The 16,700-nt window shown below is 62.7% G+C and carries 21 protein-coding genes; 10 read left to right on the top strand and 11 right to left on the bottom strand.

Annotation, left to right across the window (positions count from 1 at the left end):
- Nucleotides 1-22: 22 nt before the first annotated feature.
- Complete coding sequence (locus H3H45_RS13690; RefSeq protein WP_182834292.1) at nucleotides 23-877, top strand: carbon-nitrogen hydrolase family protein; 855 nt, start codon at nucleotides 23-25, stop codon at nucleotides 875-877.
- On the top strand, nucleotides 874-2,316 hold the full coding sequence (gene tldD, locus H3H45_RS13685; protein ID WP_182834291.1) for a metalloprotease TldD: 1,443 nt from the start codon (nucleotides 874-876) through the stop codon (nucleotides 2,314-2,316). Before H3H45_RS13690 ends, tldD begins: the two co-directional genes overlap by 4 nt.
- Before the next feature lie 194 nt (nucleotides 2,317-2,510).
- On the opposite strand, the gene yjgA is transcribed toward tldD, so the two are convergent.
- Entirely contained in the window at nucleotides 2,511-3,032 is a 522-nt protein-coding gene (yjgA, locus tag H3H45_RS13680; protein WP_182834290.1) for a ribosome biogenesis factor YjgA, read from the bottom strand.
- A gap of 115 nt (nucleotides 3,033-3,147) precedes the next feature.
- Between yjgA and pmbA the strand changes: the two genes are divergently transcribed.
- On the top strand, nucleotides 3,148-4,494 hold the full coding sequence (gene pmbA, locus H3H45_RS13675; protein WP_182834289.1) for a metalloprotease PmbA: 1,347 nt from the start codon (nucleotides 3,148-3,150) through the stop codon (nucleotides 4,492-4,494).
- 66 nt (nucleotides 4,495-4,560) lie between these two features.
- Here pmbA and H3H45_RS13670 read toward each other — a convergent pair whose 3' ends face one another.
- From H3H45_RS13670 to H3H45_RS13625, 10 genes are all read right to left on the bottom strand, one after another.
- Nucleotides 4,561-4,833, bottom strand: coding sequence for an HPr family phosphocarrier protein (locus H3H45_RS13670; RefSeq protein ID WP_182834288.1), 273 nt, complete (start codon nucleotides 4,831-4,833; stop codon nucleotides 4,561-4,563).
- Nucleotides 4,834-4,847: 14 nt separating this feature from the next.
- Nucleotides 4,848-5,705 carry an RNase adapter RapZ gene (rapZ, locus tag H3H45_RS13665; protein ID WP_182834287.1) on the bottom strand — a complete coding sequence of 286 codons (858 nt, stop codon included), beginning with the start codon at nucleotides 5,703-5,705 and terminating at the stop codon, nucleotides 4,848-4,850.
- A 19-nt stretch (nucleotides 5,706-5,724) separates the two neighbouring features.
- The gene (gene ptsN / locus H3H45_RS13660; protein ID WP_173203627.1) at nucleotides 5,725-6,189 is read right to left on the bottom strand and encodes a PTS IIA-like nitrogen regulatory protein PtsN; all 465 of its coding nucleotides are present in this window, start codon (nucleotides 6,187-6,189) and stop codon (nucleotides 5,725-5,727) included.
- 12 nt (nucleotides 6,190-6,201) lie between these two features.
- Nucleotides 6,202-6,510 carry a ribosome hibernation-promoting factor, HPF/YfiA family gene (gene hpf / locus H3H45_RS13655; protein WP_182834286.1) on the bottom strand — a complete coding sequence of 103 codons (309 nt, stop codon included), beginning with the start codon at nucleotides 6,508-6,510 and terminating at the stop codon, nucleotides 6,202-6,204.
- 199 nt (nucleotides 6,511-6,709) lie between these two features.
- Nucleotides 6,710-8,206: an RNA polymerase factor sigma-54 gene (locus H3H45_RS13650; protein WP_182834285.1), complete on the bottom strand. Its 1,497-nt coding sequence runs from the start codon at nucleotides 8,204-8,206 to the stop codon at nucleotides 6,710-6,712.
- 146 nt (nucleotides 8,207-8,352) lie between these two features.
- Nucleotides 8,353-9,078 carry an LPS export ABC transporter ATP-binding protein gene (gene lptB, locus H3H45_RS13645; protein ID WP_182834284.1) on the bottom strand — a complete coding sequence of 242 codons (726 nt, stop codon included), beginning with the start codon at nucleotides 9,076-9,078 and terminating at the stop codon, nucleotides 8,353-8,355.
- Entirely contained in the window at nucleotides 9,078-9,626 is a 549-nt protein-coding gene (gene lptA / locus H3H45_RS13640) for a lipopolysaccharide transport periplasmic protein LptA (protein ID WP_182834283.1), read from the bottom strand. Before lptA ends, lptB begins: the two co-directional genes overlap by 1 nt.
- On the bottom strand, nucleotides 9,613-10,182 hold the full coding sequence (gene lptC, locus H3H45_RS13635) for an LPS export ABC transporter periplasmic protein LptC (protein WP_182834282.1): 570 nt from the start codon (nucleotides 10,180-10,182) through the stop codon (nucleotides 9,613-9,615). Before lptC ends, lptA begins: the two co-directional genes overlap by 14 nt.
- An 8-nt stretch (nucleotides 10,183-10,190) precedes the next feature.
- A complete protein-coding gene (locus H3H45_RS13630; RefSeq protein ID WP_182834281.1) occupies nucleotides 10,191-10,715 on the bottom strand; it encodes a KdsC family phosphatase in 525 nt (174 codons plus the stop codon).
- Nucleotides 10,716-11,690 (bottom strand): KpsF/GutQ family sugar-phosphate isomerase, encoded by a 975-nt coding sequence (locus H3H45_RS13625; RefSeq protein ID WP_182834280.1) that lies wholly within the window; start codon nucleotides 11,688-11,690, stop codon nucleotides 10,716-10,718.
- 244 nt (nucleotides 11,691-11,934) lie between these two features.
- Here H3H45_RS13625 and H3H45_RS13620 point away from each other — a divergent pair, with 244 nt between their 5' ends.
- The 7 genes from H3H45_RS13620 (at nucleotide 11,935) to murA (ending at nucleotide 16,624) form a co-directional block, all read left to right on the top strand.
- Complete coding sequence (locus H3H45_RS13620; RefSeq protein ID WP_182834279.1) at nucleotides 11,935-12,744, top strand: ATP-binding cassette domain-containing protein; 810 nt, start codon at nucleotides 11,935-11,937, stop codon at nucleotides 12,742-12,744.
- A complete protein-coding gene (gene mlaE, locus H3H45_RS13615) occupies nucleotides 12,744-13,541 on the top strand; it encodes a lipid asymmetry maintenance ABC transporter permease subunit MlaE (protein WP_173203643.1) in 798 nt (265 codons plus the stop codon). The genes H3H45_RS13620 and mlaE overlap by 1 nt, the downstream gene beginning before the upstream one ends.
- Nucleotides 13,541-14,008 (top strand): outer membrane lipid asymmetry maintenance protein MlaD, encoded by a 468-nt coding sequence (gene mlaD, locus H3H45_RS13610; RefSeq protein WP_182834278.1) that lies wholly within the window; start codon nucleotides 13,541-13,543, stop codon nucleotides 14,006-14,008. Before mlaE ends, mlaD begins: the two co-directional genes overlap by 1 nt.
- 11 nt (nucleotides 14,009-14,019) lie before the next feature.
- A complete protein-coding gene (locus tag H3H45_RS13605; protein WP_182834277.1) occupies nucleotides 14,020-14,664 on the top strand; it encodes an MlaC/ttg2D family ABC transporter substrate-binding protein in 645 nt (214 codons plus the stop codon).
- Nucleotides 14,661-14,969: an STAS domain-containing protein gene (locus H3H45_RS13600; protein WP_182834276.1), complete on the top strand. Its 309-nt coding sequence runs from the start codon at nucleotides 14,661-14,663 to the stop codon at nucleotides 14,967-14,969. Before H3H45_RS13605 ends, H3H45_RS13600 begins: the two co-directional genes overlap by 4 nt.
- Nucleotides 14,970-15,096: 127 nt before the next feature.
- A complete protein-coding gene (locus H3H45_RS13595) occupies nucleotides 15,097-15,336 on the top strand; it encodes a BolA family protein (RefSeq protein WP_182834275.1) in 240 nt (79 codons plus the stop codon).
- A gap of 22 nt (nucleotides 15,337-15,358) precedes the next feature.
- Complete coding sequence (gene murA / locus H3H45_RS13590; RefSeq protein WP_182834274.1) at nucleotides 15,359-16,624, top strand: UDP-N-acetylglucosamine 1-carboxyvinyltransferase; 1,266 nt, start codon at nucleotides 15,359-15,361, stop codon at nucleotides 16,622-16,624.
- Nucleotides 16,625-16,700 lie beyond the last annotated feature (76 nt).

Genomic DNA, 16,700 nt, shown 5'->3' with positions numbered 1-16,700 from the left:
CATCACCCCGTCGGTAGTCTTCATGTCGCTTGCCGTGATTCAGATGGTCAGCCAGGACGATGTGCTGGCCAACCTCGCCGCCGCCCGCGGTCTGCTCGAGCAGGCCGCCGCTGGCGGTGCGCGCCTCGCCGTGCTGCCGGAGAATTTCGCCGCCATGGGCCGGCGTGATCTGGCCGCCCTTGGGCGTGCCGAGGCCGATGGCTACGGGCCGATCCTGCCCTGGCTGAAACAGACCGCCCGCGACCTGCAGCTGTGGATTGTGGCCGGTACCATTCCGCTGCCACCCGATGGTCAGCCAAACTCCAAGGCCCATGCCTGCTCGCTGCTGCTCGATGCCCAAGGGCAGCGCGTGGCACGCTACGACAAATTGCACCTGTTCGACGTCGATGTGGCCGACAGCCGTGGCCGCTATCGCGAGTCGGACGACTATGCCTTTGGCAGCCAGGTCGTGGTGGCCGATACCCCGGTGGGCCGCCTCGGCCTGACGGTCTGCTACGACCTGCGTTTCCCTGAGCTTTACAGCCTGTTGCGGCAAGCGGGTGCCGAGCTGATCAGCGCGCCAGCTGCATTTACGGCGGTGACGGGCGCGGCGCATTGGCAGGTGCTACTGCGCGCCCGGGCCATCGAGACCCAGTGCTATGTGCTGGCGGCCGGGCAGGGTGGTAGCCATCCGGGCGGCCGCGAGACCTTCGGCCATTCAGCCATCATCGACCCCTGGGGCCGGCCGCTGGCCGAGCAGCCCACAGGCGAAGCGGTCTTGCTGGCCACGCCGGATGTTGCCGAGCAGGCGCAGATCCGCCTGCGCATGCCGGTGGCCAGCCACCGACGATTTTTTGCCCCGGCCGTTCCAGGGCCGGCGCCTACGGAGAAGTTATGAGCGAGACATTGCTATCGGTCAGCGAGCACCTGCTGACTCCCGGCGGCCTGAGCATCGAGCAGCTGCCGAGTATCCTCGGCGAGCTGGCCGGCCCCGGCATCGATGCCGCCGACCTGTATTTCCAGAGCCAGATATCCGAGAGCTGGGTGCTGGAGGACGGTATCGTCAAGGAAGGCAGCTTCAACCTCGACCAGGGCGTCGGCGTGCGCGCCCAGTCCGGCGAGAAAACCGGCTTTGCTTACAGCAATGCGATCACCGCCGATGCCCTCAGCCAGGCCGCCCGGGCGGCTCGCTCGATCTCGCGCGCCGGTCAGCAGGGCAGCGTGCAGGCTTTCAGCAGTCCGCAGGTGACCGCGCTGTATGCGCCGGGCAATCCGCTGGACGTGCTGGGGCGGGCGGAAAAGGTCGAACTGCTCAAGCGCATCGACCAGGCCACCCGTGCCCTCGATCCCCGCATCCAGCAGGTCACCGTCAGCCTCTCCGGGGTCTGGGATCGCATCCTGATCGCGGCCAGTGATGGCAGCCTGGGCGCGGATATCCGTCCGCTGGTGCGCTTCAACGTCAGCGTGATCGTCGAGCAGAACGGCCGCCGCGAGCGCGGCGGCCATGGTGGCGGTGGCCGCACCGACTACCGCTATTTTCTGGAAGAAGATCGCGCCATGGGCTATGCCCGCGAGGCGCTGCGCCAGGCGCTGGTCAACCTCGAAGCGCAGCCCGCTCCGGCCGGTACTTTCCCGGTGGTGATGGGGGCTGGCTGGTCTGGCGTGCTGCTGCATGAGGCGGTCGGCCATGGCCTGGAGGGCGACTTCAACCGCAAGGGCAGTTCGGCCTACAGCGGCAAGATCGGCGAGAAGGTCGCCTCCAGCCTGTGCACCATCGTCGATGACGGCACCCTGGCCGGCCGTCGTGGCTCGCTCAGCGTCGACGACGAAGGTACGCCAACCCACTGCACCACGCTGATCGAAAACGGCGTGCTCAAGGGCTACATGCAGGACAAGCTGAATGCTCGCCTGATGGGTGCGGCGCGCACCGGCAACGGTCGCCGCGAATCCTACGCTCACCTGCCGATGCCGCGCATGACCAACACCTACATGCTGGCCGGCGAGAGCGACCCGGAAGAAATCATCCGTTCGGTGAAGAAGGGCATCTACTGCGCCAACCTCGGCGGCGGTCAGGTGGATATCACCAGTGGCAAGTTCGTGTTTTCCACCAGCGAGGCCTACCTGATCGAGGACGGCAAGATCACCGCGCCGGTCAAGGGCGCGACCCTGATCGGCAACGGCCCGGAGGCGATGAGCAAGGTGTCGATGGTCGGCAACGACCTGGCCCTGGACAGCGGCGTCGGTACCTGCGGCAAGGACGGTCAGTCGGTGCCGGTGGGCGTCGGCCAGCCGACCCTGAAGATCGATGCGATTACCGTGGGCGGGACGGGCGGCTGAGGAGTGGGCAGGGTTGAGCGCGTAGCAGGCTGTTGAAAAACTTTGGCGAGGCCGCCAGCGCAAGGCAAAAACAGGCGAAAAAGCGCAGTTTACGAGCTGTAAATGAGCATTTTGAGCCTGTTTTTAACGCCGCGATGGCAACGCAGGTAGTTTTTCAACGGCCTGCTAGCGGCCAACCCTGCCGGCATAGAGGTTTAACGCAGGCCGCGCTGGGTTTCGTCCAGTTCGCGGATGTATTTGAAGATTTTGCGTGCAGCGGCTGGCGGTTTGTTTCGCGCCGCTTCGTGCTGGGCATGACGGATCAGGCCGCGCAGGTGTTGGCGGTCGGCTTCCGGGAATTCGCCGACGAAGCTTTCCAGGGTGGTGTCGTCGCCGCCGATCAGGCGATCACGCCAGCGTTCCAGGGCGTGGAAACGCTCGTTGTATTCGCGGGTGGAACTGTCGACCTGGTCGATCAGGGCGAGGATGCCGTCGATGTCCTGGTCGCGCATGAGCTTGCCGATGAACTGCACGTGGCGTTTCTTTGCCGCGTTGGCCGTGTGCTTCGGGGCTTCGGCCAGGGCCTTGCGCAGACCATCGGTGAGCGGCAACTTGGCCTGGATGTCGGGCTTGAGGGTGGTCAGGCGTTGACCAAGCTCCTGCAGGGCATGCAGTTCGCGCTTGATCTGGGTTTTGCTCTTCTCGCCAGAGAAGTCTTCGTCGTATGAATCAGCCATGGGGGCGGTCCGGATGGAAACGCCGCCATGATAGCAGCAAGGGTAGCGGCAAGCCTCAAACCGTAAGCGCAGTGCTTGCCGGGTGGGCTGTCAGTTTGCAGTTTTGGAGCGAGTTATGAGTGCAGCAGAAGTGGTGGGCCCGCAGGCGTTGCCGGCCTTGCAGGCGCAGGTCGAACAGATAATCGCCGAGGCCCGGCGCCAGGGCGCCAGTGCCTGTGAAGTGGCGGTGTCGATGGAACAGGGCTTGTCGACCACGGTGCGTCAGGGCGAGGTGGAAACGGTCGAGTTCAACCGCGACCAGGGTTTTGGCATCACCCTCTACGTTGGTCAGCGCAAGGGCTCGGCCAGTACTTCGGCGAGCGGCGATGCGGCCATTCGCGAAACCGTGGCGGCGGCCCTGGCCATTGCCCAGCATGCCTCCGAGGACGAATGCGCCGGCCTCGCCGATGCGGCCCTGATGGCCCGCGAGTTTCCCGACCTGGATCTCTACCATTCCTGGGCGCTGGCGCCCGAGCGCGCCGTCGAACTGGCCCTGACCTGCGAGGAGGCCGCGTTCGCTGCCGATCCGCGGATCAGCAATGCCGATGGCACCACCCTCAATACCCACCAGGGCTGCCGGGTCTACGGCAACAGCCATGGTTTCGTCGGTGGTTATGCCAGCACCCGCCACAGCCTCAGCTGCGTGATGATCGCCGAAGGTGAAGGGCAGATGCAGCGCGACTACTGGTACGACGTCAATCGCCAGGGTGAGCTGCTCGCCGACCCGGCGCAGATCGGTCGGCATGCGGCCGCGCGTACCGCGGCCCGTCTGGGTGCGCGGCCGGTGCCGACCTGCGAGGTGCCGGTGCTGTTCGCTGCCGAGCTGGCCACTGGCCTGTTCGGTAGTTTCCTGGCGGCGATTTCCGGCGGCAACCTGTACCGCAAGTCGTCCTTCCTCGAAGGCACCCTGGGCCAGCAGCTGTTTCCTACCTGGCTCAACCTCGACGAGCGCCCGCATATCCCGCGGGCCATGGGCAGCGCGACCTTCGATGGCGACGGCCTGGCGACCTATGCCAAGCCTTTCGTTGCCGGTGGTGAGCTGGTCTCTTACATCCTCGGCACCTATTCCGGGCGCAAGCTGGGCTTGCCCAGCACGGCCAACTCCGGTGGCGTACACAACCTGTTCGTCAGTCACGGTGACGAGGACCAGAAAGCCCTGTTGCGCCGCATGGGCCGCGGCCTGCTGGTGACCGAACTGATGGGGCATGGCCTGAACATGGTCACCGGCGACTATTCGCGCGGCGCCGCCGGCTTCTGGGTGGAGAACGGCGAGATCCAGTTCCCGGTGCAGGAAGTGACCATCGCCGGCAATCTGCGCGACATGTTCCGCCAGATAGTCGCGGTCGGTAATGACCTGGAGCTGCGCGGCAATATCCGTACTGGCTCGGTGCTCATAGAGAAGATGACCGTCGCTGGCAGCTAAGACACCGCACCATGCAAAAGGGGCTGTCCGGTTTGCCGGACAGCCCCTTTTTATTTGGTAGGCGGGTTATTCGCCTTCGTCGAACTTGTTGTTGATCAGTTCGATCAGGGCGTTCAGGGCGTCATCATCCTGTTCGCCTTCGCTATGCAGGTACAGGTTGGTGCCCTTGCCGGCCGCGAGCATCATCACGGCCATGATGCTCTTGCCGTCGATCAGACTCTCGGCACTGCGGCCGACCCGCACCTGGCAGGGAAAGCGCGTCGCCACGCCGACGAACTTGGCCGCCGCACGGGCATGCAGGCCGAGTTTGTTGATGATGGTGATTTCGCAGGCAGGCATTGCGTGGGCAGTCCTTAACCCAGGTCGCGGTGGCGGACCTGGACATTCTTCAAGGTGGGTTTGAGCGCTTCGCCCAGGCGATTGGCCAGGTACACGGAGCGATGGTGGCCGCCGGTACAGCCGATGGCGATGGTCACATAGGCGCGGTTGCTGGCGGCGAAACGCGGTAGCCACTTGTGCAGGTAGGCATGGATGTCCTGGTACATCTCCTCGACATCCGCTTGTGCGGCCAGGTACTCGGCCACCGGTGCCTGTAGTCCGGACATCTCACGCAGGTCGGGCTTCCAGTAGGGGTTGGGCAGGCAGCGCACATCGAACACCAGATCGGCATCCACCGGCATGCCACGCTTGAAGCCGAATGACTCGATCAGAAACGCGGTACCCGGCTCGGGCTTGTTCAGCAGGCGCAGCTTGAGGGTGTCGCGCAGCTGATAAAGGTTGAGGTGGGTGGTATCGATCTTCAGGTCGGCCAGATCGGTAATCGGGCTGAGCAGGGCCGCCTCGTCACGAATGGCTTCGGCCAGGGCGCGGGTCTCGTTGGTCAGCGGATGGCGCCGACGGGTTTCGGAGAAACGCTTGAGCAGGGTTTCCTCGTCGGCATCCAGGTAGAGCACGTCGCAGAGGATATGGCGGGCGCGGACTTCGGCGAGCAGTTCGGGAAAGCGCTTGAGCTGGCTGGGCAGGTTGCGGGCGTCGATGGAGACGGCGACCTGCGGGTGTAGCAGTTCGGTTTCCAGCAGTGCCCGTTCGGCCAGCTCGGGCAATAGGCCGGCCGGCAGGTTGTCGATGCAGTAGAAGCCGTTGTCCTCCAGTACATCGAGGGCGGTGCTCTTGCCCGAGCCGGAGCGGCCGCTGACGATGATCAGGCGCATGACACTGTCCTACCCTGGCCTACTGGCCGTTCTGCACGTCGACGACTACCTGGTAGAGGCTTTCACTGCTTTGCGCCTGGCGCAGGCGCTCGCGCACGTCGGCGCGGTCGAGCATGCTGGCAATCTGCCGGAGCAGCTCCAGGTGCTCGTCGGTCGCCGCTTCCGGTACCAGCAGGACGAACAGCAGGTCCACCGGAGCGCCGTCGATGGCGTCGAAATCCACTGCCGCATCCAAGCGCAGCACGGCGCTGATCGGCGCTGCGCAGCCGGGCAGACGACAGTGGGGAATGGCGATGCCGTTGCCGAACCCGGTGGAACCGAGTTTTTCACGGGCAATCAGGCTTTCAAAAATGTCCTGGCCATCCAGGTCGGGCAATTCGCGCGCGACCAGGTTGGCAATCTGTTCCAGAACGCGTTTTTTGCTGCCGCCGGGCACGTTCACCAGGGAACGGCCGGCGGTCAGGATGTTTTCAAGTCGGATCATGTGTGGGGGATATCAGCGGGCTGTCGCGCCTTGCAGGCGGTTGAGCTGCTTTTCCTTGTGTTTGATCAGTTGACGGTCAAGTTTGTCGGCGAGCAGGTCGATCGCCGCATACATGTCTTCGTGCTCTGCGTTGGCGACGACTTCACCGCCGGCAATGTGCAGGGTGGCTTCGATTTTCTGCTTGAGTTTCTCGACCTCCATGATCACCTGCACATTGGTGATCTTGTCGAAATGGCGCTCCAGTCGGCCGAGTTTTTCGCCGATGTAGTCGCGCAGGGCGTCGGTCACATCCAGTTGGTGTCCACTGATGTTGACTTGCATACCGCTTCTCCTTGTTGCCGTGTGTAAGAGACAGGCTAGCGGGCCTGCCACCGTAACACTTTGGCTTGAGAAGGCTTTTGCAGAACTGTCCTGTACTTCCCCCTTGGGGCAGGGCGCCTGGCGCGCATGCAGTTTTGCAAAAGCCTTCCCTCAGTGCCGCATCACATCAGTCGCTGGCGCATGCATCGGGCACTGCGCGCTACATCAACCGCTTGCGTTCGCTCGAAGGCGCTATCCCAAGGGATTCGCGGTATTTGGCGACGGTGCGACGGGCTACCTGAATGCCCTGTTCTTCCAGTAAACCAGCGATCTTGCTGTCACTCAACGGCTTTTTCGCGTTTTCCGCTGCGACCAGTTTTTTGATGATGGCGCGGATCGCCGTCGACGAGCATTCGCCGCCTTCCGAGGTGCTGACGTGGCTGGAGAAGAAGTATTTCAGCTCGTAAATGCCACGTGGGGTGTGCATGAATTTCTGCGTGGTAACCCGCGAGATGGTCGATTCGTGCATGCCCACCGCTTCGGCGATGTCATGCAGGACCAGCGGTTTCATCGCTTCGTCGCCGTATTCGAGGAAGCCGCGCTGGTGCTCGACGATCTGCGTGGCGACCTTCATTAGCGTCTCGTTGCGGCTCTGCAGACTCTTGATGAACCAGCGCGCTTCCTGCAGCTGGTTGCGCATGAAGGTGTTGTCGGCGCTGGAGTCGGCGCGTTTGACAAAGCCAGCGTACTGGGCGTTGACGCGCAGGCGCGGCACCGCCTCCTGGTTCAGCTCCACCAGCCAGCGTTCGTTGTGCTTGCGTACCAATACGTCGGGGATCACGTATTCCGGTTCGCTGGCTTCGATCTGCGAACCGGGGCGCGGATTGAGGCTCTGGATCAGCTCGATGATCTGGCGCAGCTCGTCTTCCTTGAGCTTCATGCGCCGCATCAGTTGGCTGTAGTCGCGGCTGCCGAGCAGGTCGAGGTGCTCGCCAGCCAGGCGCTGGGCTTCGCTCAGCCAGGGCGTGCTGGCCGGCAGCTGACGCAGTTGCAGCAGCAGGCACTCGCGCAGGTCGCGCGCGCCGACGCCGGCCGGGTCAAAGTTCTGGATACGGTGCAGCACGGCTTCGACTTCGTCGAGCTCGACGTCCATTTCCGGGTCGAAGGCTTCGACGATTTCTTCGAGCGACTCTTCCAGATAACCCTGATTATTGATGCAGTCGATCAGGGTCACGGCGATCAGGCGGTCGGTGTCCGACATCGGTGCCAGGTTGAGCTGCCACAGCAGGTGGGTCTGCAGGCTTTCGCCGGCCGAGGTGCGGGTGGTGAAGTCCCACTCGTCATCGTCGTTGCTCGGCAGGCTGCTGGCGCTGGTCTGGTAGACATCTTCCCAGGCGGTGTCGACTGGCAGTTCGTTGGGAATGCGTTCATTCCACTCGCCGTCCTCGATGGAGTCGGCGGGGGTGCTGTTGGTTTCCTGGTAGGTGTCCTGCTGCTGTTTGGACTGAGCGTTCTGCTCTTCGCCGTCGGCCAGCGGATCGCTGTTGTCGAAGTCTTCGCCTTCTTCCTGGCGCTCCAGCATGGGGTTGGATTCCAGGGCTTCCTGGATTTCCTGCTGCAGGTCCAGGGTGGAAAGCTGGAGTAGGCGAATGGCTTGTTGCAGCTGCGGCGTCATCGTCAGCTGCTGGCCCATCTTGAGGACTAGCGAAGGTTTCATGGCAGGAAGCTTTGCACCTTATTTGCCGGCGCGGGTGCGCCATTCACTACAGGACGCCGGGGCGCCGCCAATAAGCAAATTATATGCCCGAAACTTGGGCCTTTGCCTAGGCTTGACAACATCCATGTAGTGAAACGGCACCTGCGTCAGAGGCGGAACTCGTGCCCGAGGTAGACTTCTTTCACCAATTGGTTGGCCAGGATGCTCTCGGCATCGCCTTCGGCGATCAGCTGGCCGTCATTGACAATGTAGGCGGTCTCGCAAATGTCGAGGGTCTCGCGGACGTTGTGGTCGGTGATCAGCACACCAATGCCCTTGGCCTTGAGGTGGTGAATGATCTGCTTGATATCGCCGACCGAGATAGGGTCGACACCGGCGAAGGGTTCGTCGAGCAGGATGAACTTCGGCTCGGTGGCCAGGGCGCGGGCGATTTCCACGCGGCGACGTTCGCCACCAGACAGGCTCATGCCGAGGTTGTCGCGGATGTGGCTGATGTGGAACTCCTGCAGCAGGGTCTCCAGCGCGGCGTGGCGGCCGGCGCGGTCGAGATCTTTGCGGGTTTCCAGGATGGCCATGATGTTGTCGGCCACCGACAGCTTGCGGAAGATCGAGGCTTCCTGCGGCAGATAGCCGATACCGACACGGGCGCGACCGTGCATGGGTTGGTGGCTGACGTCGAGGTTGTCGATCAGCACGCGGCCCTGGTCGGCCTGTACCAAGCCGACGATCATGTAGAAACAGGTGGTCTTGCCGGCGCCGTTGGGGCCGAGTAGGCCAACGATCTGGCCGCTGTCGATGGACAGGCTGACGTCACGGACGACCTGGCGGCCCTTGTAACTCTTGGCCAGATGCTGGGCTTTGAGAGTTGCCATTACTGCCCTTGCTCCGGCTGGCCGGTTTTCTTGCGCGGCTGGATGACCATGTCGATGCGTGGGCGCGGCGTGCTCAGCGCGGTGCCATTGGCGCGACCGGCGTTGACGATCTGGCGCTGAGTGTCATAGACGATTTTCTCGCCTTCGAAGGTATTACCTTCCTGAATCACCTTGGCCTGATCGATCAGCACGATGCGCTCGTTGCTGGCGAAGTACTGGATGGTCAGGCCGTAGGCCTTGACGATTTCCTTGTCTGCCGAAGGCTTCTGCTCGTAATAGGCCGGCTTGCCCACCGAGGTGAAGACTTCGACTTCGCCATTGGCATCCTGGGTGATAGTCACGGTATCGCCGGTGATCTTCAGGGTGCCCTGGGTGATCACTACGCCGCCGCGGTAGACGGCTACGCCTTGTTTGTCGTCCAGCTCGGCGCTGTCGGCTTGCACCCGGATCGGTTGCTCGCGGTCGCTCGGCAGAGCCCAGGCGCTGGCGCTTCCGAGCGCGGCACCGAGGCTGATGAACAATAGGGGAAGTGTTTTAACGAGCCTCATGCTGGCCTCTTACGTTGGACAGCAGGAGGATCCGGCCGTCATTCATGTACGCTTTCATTCCTTGCGCCGTGGTCACCCCATTGGCGGCCTCGATTCTAACGGCTTGCTGGGTTTGCGCATATTCCTTGTCAGGAAATACGGTCATCCGGCTGCTGGTGATCACGGTTGGACGGCCCTTGGCGTCAGTGCGCGCGACGCGCACGGCATCGATCAGTTCGACTTCCTTGCCCTCTGGCGCGACTTCGCCACGTTCACTCTGCACATGCCAGGGATAGGCGCTACCCCGATACAGCTGCAGATCAGGCTTGCTCAGCAGGGTGATGTCGCTGACCTTGAGGTGCTCCAGCTTGTCGGCGGTCATCTCGTAGTGCAGTTGGCCATCTTCCTGGTACTGCAGGGTGCGGGCGTTGACCACGTAGAAGTCGATGGAGTTGTCGGTTGCGGCTGCCTGAGGCTTGTCCAGAAAGCTTTCCGGACGGATGTTCCAATAGCCGACTGCGCCCAGCAGGGCAGCAATCAGGCCGTAGATCAGAGGTTGTCGCAGTTTGCCGAGCATGCTTGATCCTAGAGGTAGGCGGCTTGAGCAGCGTCGAGGCTGCCCTGGGCGCGCATGATCAATTCACAGAATTCGCGGGCGGCACCTTCGCCACCGCGGGCGGCAGTAACGCCGTGGGCGTGCTGGCGGACAAAGCCATCGGCACTGGCCACGGCCATGCCCAGGCCGACGCGGCGGATCACCGGCAGGTCCGGCAGGTCGTCGCCCAGGTAGGCGACTTGCTCGTAGCTTAGACCGAGCTCGCCGAGTAGCTCGTCCAGCACGACCAGCTTGTCCTCGCGGCCCTGGTACAGATGCTGGATACCCAAATTCTGCGCGCGGCGCTCGACTACCGGGGTCTTGCGTCCGCTGATGATGGCGGTGCGTACCCCGGAGTTGATCAGCATCTTGATGCCGTGGCCGTCGAGGGTGTTGAAGGACTTGAATTCGCTGCCGTCGACGAGAAAGTACAGCTTGCCGTCGGTCAGCACGCCGTCGACATCGAAGATGGCCAGCTTGATCGCCTTGGCGCGTTGCAGCAGTTCACTGTTCATTTACATCACTCCGGCGCGCAGCAGGTCATGCATGTTGAGGGCGCCGACCGGCTGATCCTCGTCATCCACTACCACCAGCGCGTTGATCTTATGGTCTTCCATGATTTTCAGGGCTTCGGCGGCGAGCATGTCGGCGCGGGCAGTCTTGCCATGCACGGTCATCACAGCGTCGATACTGGCATCGCGCACGTCGATGCCCTTGTCCAGGGTGCGGCGCAAGTCGCCGTCGGTGAAGATTCCAGCCAGCTTGCCGTCGGCTTCGACCACCACGGTCATGCCCAGGCCCTTGCGGGTCATTTCCAGCAGGGCATCACGCAGGCTGGTGCCGCGCTGTACCAGGGGCAGGCGGGCGCCACTGTGCATGACGTTCTCCACCTTGAGCAGCAGGCGTCGGCCCAATGCGCCGCCCGGGTGGGAGAAGGCGAAGTCTTCGGCGGTAAAGCCGCGGGCTTCCAGCAGGGCGATGGCCAGGGCGTCGCCGAGCACCAGGGACACGGTGGTGGAGGAGGTCGGCGCCAGGTTCAGTGGGCAGGCTTCCTGGGCCACCTGGGCATCCAGGTTGACTTCGGCAGCCTTGGCCAGCGGCGATTCCGGGTTGCCGGTCATGCTGATCAGGGTTATGCCGAGGCGCTTGATCAGCGGCAGAAGGGTAACGATTTCAGCGGTGGAGCCGGAGTTGGACAGGGCCAGCACCACGTCGTCACGGGTGATCATGCCCATGTCGCCATGGCTGGCTTCGGCCGGGTGGACGAAGAAGGCCGGTGTACCGGTGCTGGCCAGGGTGGCGGCGATCTTGTTGCCGACATGCCCGGACTTACCCATGCCGACCACGACGATGCGGCCCTTGCAGGCCAGCATCAGCTCGCAAGCGTGCACGAAATCGCCGTTGACGCGGTTCAGCAAGGCCTCGATGGCTTCGAGCTCGAGGCGCATGGTGCGTTGTGCGGATTGGATCAGATCGCTGGACTGGCTCATGACGGTTTCACGACGGTCGGCAGAAAAGTCGGCGATTATAGCGGGAAAGCCGCTTCGCCTCACCTCTGGCGGATAGTGGTCGGGTGATACAGCGCTTAAATTGCTTGAAAACATTGCACAGCCTTGGGCGCGTAAGGCTTGGGTGATATATTGCGCGCCCTGTTCGGCCTGCCCATGCTGTGTGGTATCCCCGTCGGGGAATGCTGCGTCTATGCCATGGAAGGTCGCGTCACAAGGAGTTTGGATGAGCGCCGATAATGCCTACGCTGTCGAGTTGAAGGGTCTGACCTTCAAACGTGGCGCACGCACCATCTTTGACAATGTCGATATCTGCATTCCGCGCGGCAAGGTCACCGGCATCATGGGGCCTTCCGGCTGCGGCAAGACGACCTTGCTGCGCCTGATTGCTGCCCAGCTCAAGCCGTCCAGCGGCGAAGTGTGGGTCAACGGGCAGAACCTGCCGACCCTGTCGCGCAGCGATCTGTTCGACATGCGCAAGCAGTTCGGCGTGCTGTTCCAGAGCGGTGCCTTGTTCACCGATCTCGATGTGTTCGAGAACGTCGCCTTTCCGTTGCGGGTGCATACCCAGCTTTCCGACGAAATGATTCGCGACATCGTGCTGATGAAGCTGCAGGCCGTGGGGCTGCGCGGCGCCATCGAGCTGATGCCGGATGAGTTGTCTGGCGGCATGAAACGGCGCGTGGCGCTGGCCCGGGCGATTGCCCTGGACCCGCAGATTCTGATGTACGACGAACCGTTCGTCGGTCAGGATCCGATCGCCATGGGCGTGTTGGTGCGCCTGATTCGCCTGCTCAACGACGCCTTGGGTATCACCAGTATCGTGGTTTCCCATGACCTGGCCGAAACCGCCAGCATTGCCGACTATCTCTATGTGGTCGGCGATGGCCAGGTCTTGGGGCAGGGCACTCCGGATGAGCTGATGAACTCGGATAACCCGCGTATCCAGCAGTTCATGAAAGGGATTCCGGATGGCCCGGTGCCGTTCCATTATCCGGCGCCAGACTATCTTGACGATTTATTGGGGGCGCGTTGATGCGTAAGTCTTCGCCACTCGAGCGCATCCGTCTGCTGGGCCGTTCCGGGATCGATGTGGTCCAGGCGCTGGGGCGCTCGTCACTGTTTTTGCTTAGCTCGTTGTTCGGCCGCAGTGGCTTGAGTAATGGCGGCCAGCTGCTGATCCGCCAGCTTTATTTTGTCGGCGTGCTGTCGTTGCCGATCATCGTGGTTGCCGGCCTGTTCATCGGCATGGTGCTGGCGCTGCAAGGCTTCAATATCCTCAGCAGCTATGGCTCCGAGCAGGCGGTCGGGCAGATGGTCGCCCTGACCCTGCTACGTGAGCTGGGCCCGGTGGTAACCGGTTTGCTGTTTGCCGGGCGTGCCGGTTCGGCGCTGACCGCCGAAATCGGCAACATGAAATCCACCGAGCAGCTGTCCAGTCTGGAAATGATCGGTGTCGACCCGCTCAAGTACATTATTGCCCCGCGCCTGTGGGCCGGCTTCATCTCCATGCCGCTGCTGGCCACCATCTTCAGCGTGGTGGGCATCTGGGGTGGAGCGATGGTTGCGGTCGACTGGCTGGGCGTCTACGAAGGCTCATTCTGGTCGAACATGCAGAACAGCGTGCAGTTCACCGAAGATGTGCTCAATGGTGTGATCAAGAGCATCGTATTTGCGTTCGTGGTGACCTGGATCGCCGTGTTCCAGGGCTATGACTGCGAACCCACTTCGGAAGGCATCAGCAGTGCCACCACCAAAACCGTGGTGTATGCCTCCCTGGCCGTGCTCGGCCTCGACTTTATTCTGACCGCCCTGATGTTTGGAGATCTCTGATGCAAAGCCGCTCCCTGGAAATCGGCGTCGGCCTGTTCCTGCTGGCTGGATTGCTGGCCCTGCTGCTCTTGGCCCTGCGTGTCAGCGGGCTGTCGGCAGTCAGTTCGGGCGATACCTACAAGCTGTATGCGCACTTCGACAATATTGCCGGCCTGACGGTGCGGGCCAAGGTCACCATGGCTGGCGTGACCATCGGCAAGGTCACCGCCATCGACCTGGATCACGACAGCTACACCGGTCGGGTGACCATGGAAGTGGAGAAGCGCGTAGATAACCTGCCGGTTGATTCCACGGCCTCGATTCTCACGGCCGGCCTGCTCGGCGAGAAGTACATCGGCATCAGCGTCGGTGGTGAGGAAGATGTGCTGAAGGCCGATAGTGTTATCCACGACACCCAGTCAGCGCTGGTGCTGGAAGACCTGATCGGCAAGTTCCTGATCAATTCGGTGAATAAAGAGAGCAAATGAGGATGTTCACCATGCTGAAGACTCTGCGAAACGCTCTGCTGGTGGCCCTGGCCGCCCTACCGTTGCTGGCCCAGGCGGCGCCCAGCGCCCATGAAGTGGTGCAGCAGACCACGGATCAACTGATCGGCGACCTGAAAGCCAACAAGGCGGCCTACAAGCAGACCCCCCAGGATTTCTATGATGCGCTTAATCGCATCCTCGGTCCGGTGGTGGATAGCGAAGGTATTTCGCGCAGCATCATGACCGTCAAGTATTCGCGCAAGGCCAGCCCCGAGCAGTTGCAGCGCTTCGAAGACAACTTCAAGCGCAGCCTGATGCAGTTCTATGGCAATGCCCTGCTCGAGTACGACAACCAGGACATTCGTGTGCTGCCGGCCAAGGCCGAGGGCGCCGATCGTGCCAGCGTGGGCATGGAAGTCAGCGACAGCAAGGGCACTGTCTACCCGGTGTCCTACACCATGGTGCAGATCGACGGCCAGTGGATGCTGCGCAATGTGATTATCAACGGCATCAACATCGGCAAGCTGTTCCGTGACCAGTTCGCCGACAGCATGCAGCGCAATGGCAACGACCTGGACAAGACCATCGACGGCTGGGCCGACGTAGTGGCCAAGGCCAAGGACAGCGCCACCGGCCAGCAGGCCGACGCGCAATGAGCGACGGCACCATTCGCCAGGCTACCAATGGCGAGCTGCAGCTCGTCGGCGTGCTCGACTATCGCACCGGCCCAGCCCTGCGCGAGGCTGGCCGCCAGTTGATCCAGGCCAGTACGCAGGCGAGTCTGGTGCTGGACTGTGCGCTGGTGGAGAAGTCCAGCAGCGTTGGTCTGTCCCTGCTGCTGGCTTTTCTGCGTGATGCCAAGGCCGCTGGCAAGTCGCTGAGCATTCGCCAGCTGCCCGCCGATATGCGCGAAATCGCCAAGGTCTCCGGCTTGCTCGAAGTGCTCGCGCCGCAGGCTTGAGCGGCTGTAAGGCCCTCCGTCAGCGATCCGGCTATCCGGGCTTCGCAGGCGGGGGGCTTTTTTGTATCATGGCCGGCCCGCGAGCCTTGGCCCGCCAATGATTTCTATGCGCCGATCGAGGTTGAGCATGCAGGCCGTCGAAGTAAAAAGCCTCCTGGAAGCCAAAATGCCGAACACCCGTGTCGAGGTGGAAGGCGAGGGCTGCAATTTCCAGCTGAACCTGATCAGCGATGAGCTGGCCGCCCTCAGCCCGGTCAAGCGCCAGCAACACGTCTATGCCCACCTCAATGCCTGGATTGCCGATGGCAGTATCCACGCAGTGACCATGAAATTCTTCAGCCAGGCCGCCTGGGCCGAGCGCTCCTGAGCCTGCGGGCAGCGAGAGAACAATGGACAAACTGATTATTACCGGCGGTATCCGCCTCGACGGCGAAATCCGCATTTCCGGCGCGAAGAACGCGGCCCTGCCGATCCTCGCCGCTACCCTGCTGGCCGACACCCCGGTCACTGTGTGCAACCTGCCGCACCTGCACGACATCACCACCATGATCGAGCTGTTCGGCCGTATGGGTGTGCAGCCGGTGATCGACGAGAAGCTCAGCGTCGAAGTCGACGCCAGCAGCATCAAGACCCTGATCGCGCCGTACGAGTTGGTCAAGACCATGCGTGCCTCGATCCTCGTGCTTGGCCCGATGGTCGCACGGTTCGGTGAAGCCGAAGTCGCGCTGCCTGGCGGCTGCGCCATCGGTTCGCGTCCGGTCGACCTGCACATTCGCGGCCTGGAAGCCATGGGTGCGAAGATCGACGTCGAAGGCGGCTATATCAAGGCCAAGGCGCCGGAAGGCGGCCTGCGTGGCGCGCACTTCTTCTTCGATATCGTCAGCGTGACCGGTACCGAGAACATCATGATGGCCGCAGCCCTGGCGCGCGGTCGCACTGTGCTGGAAAACGCCGCGCGTGAGCCGGAAGTGGTCGACCTGGCCAACTTCATCAACGCCATGGGCGGCAAGGTCAGCGGTGCCGGTACCGACACCATCACCATCGACGGCGTCGAGCGCCTCGGTGGCGGTCGTTACAGCGTGATGCCCGACCGTATCGAAACCGGCACCTACCTGGTGGCGGCAGCTGCCACCGGCGGCCGGGTCAAACTCAAGGACACCGATCCGACCATCCTCGAGGCGGTACTGTCGAAGCTGCAGGAAGCAGGTGCCGAGATCACCACCGGCAAGGACTGGATCGAGCTGGACATGAAGGGCAAGCGGCCGAAAGCCGTCAATCTGCGCACCGCGCCGTACCCGGCTTTCCCGACCGACATGCAGGCCCAGTTCATCTCCCTCAACGCGATTGCCGAGGGTACCGGTACCGTTATCGAGACCGTGTTCGAGAACCGTTTCATGCACGTCTACGAGATGAACCGCATGGGTGCGCAGATCCTGGTCGAGGGCAACACCGCCATCGTCACCGGCGTGCCGCAACTCAAGGGTGCCCCGGTGATGGCCACCGACCTGCGCGCGTCCGCCAGCCTGGTGATCGCCGCCCTGGTTGCCGAAGGCGAAACCCTGATCGATCGCATCTACCACATCGACCGTGGTTACGAGTGCATCGAAGAGAAGCTGCAGCTGCTCGGCGCCAAGATCCGCCGCGTACCGGGCTAGTCGCCGGTTGCTTCGCCGCTGCGTTGACGGGTTCTAGGCCCGTCGGCGCCAGATGTTCCAAAGCGCTTCTAAGGAT

The organism is Aquipseudomonas guryensis, from assembly GCF_014164785.1.
Taxonomy (GTDB): Bacteria; Pseudomonadota; Gammaproteobacteria; order Pseudomonadales; family Pseudomonadaceae; genus Aquipseudomonas; species Aquipseudomonas guryensis.
The sequence above is the reverse complement of the archived record's forward strand: the minus strand, read 5'-3'. Positions and strand labels throughout refer to the sequence as shown.